The organism is Macrococcus sp. CoH-51_TC_04, assembly GCF_058188655.1.
In genome coordinates this window covers 1-251 of the sequence record NZ_JBVGOY010000082.1, presented here as the reverse complement: position 1 = coordinate 251, position 251 = coordinate 1, and the positions used below count along the sequence as shown (strand labels likewise).

The 251-nt window shown below is 31.5% G+C and carries 1 pseudogene; it reads left to right on the top strand.

Annotated elements, in window-relative coordinates:
* Positions 1-251, top strand: a pseudogene (locus ACZ2V4_RS11850) (hypothetical protein); the annotation flags it as partial.

Genomic DNA, 251 nt, shown 5'->3' with positions numbered 1-251 from the left:
GCAAAAAAGGAAACTATATTCTTTTTAAATCTATTAAATATCTTTTTAAGTAACAGAAAACGTTCTGTAAAAAAACACTCAAAAGTTTTATATCACAATATCAAGAACTCAAATATCCGTATCAAACCGATGGAAGTGCCTGACGAAATTTATAACGTCGCAAAGCCCTTCTTCAGTGATGAAGAAATTCTGTCTCTATACAAAACAATGCTGAAAGAAACCATCGGTAACAACATCTATAGCACTGAAGA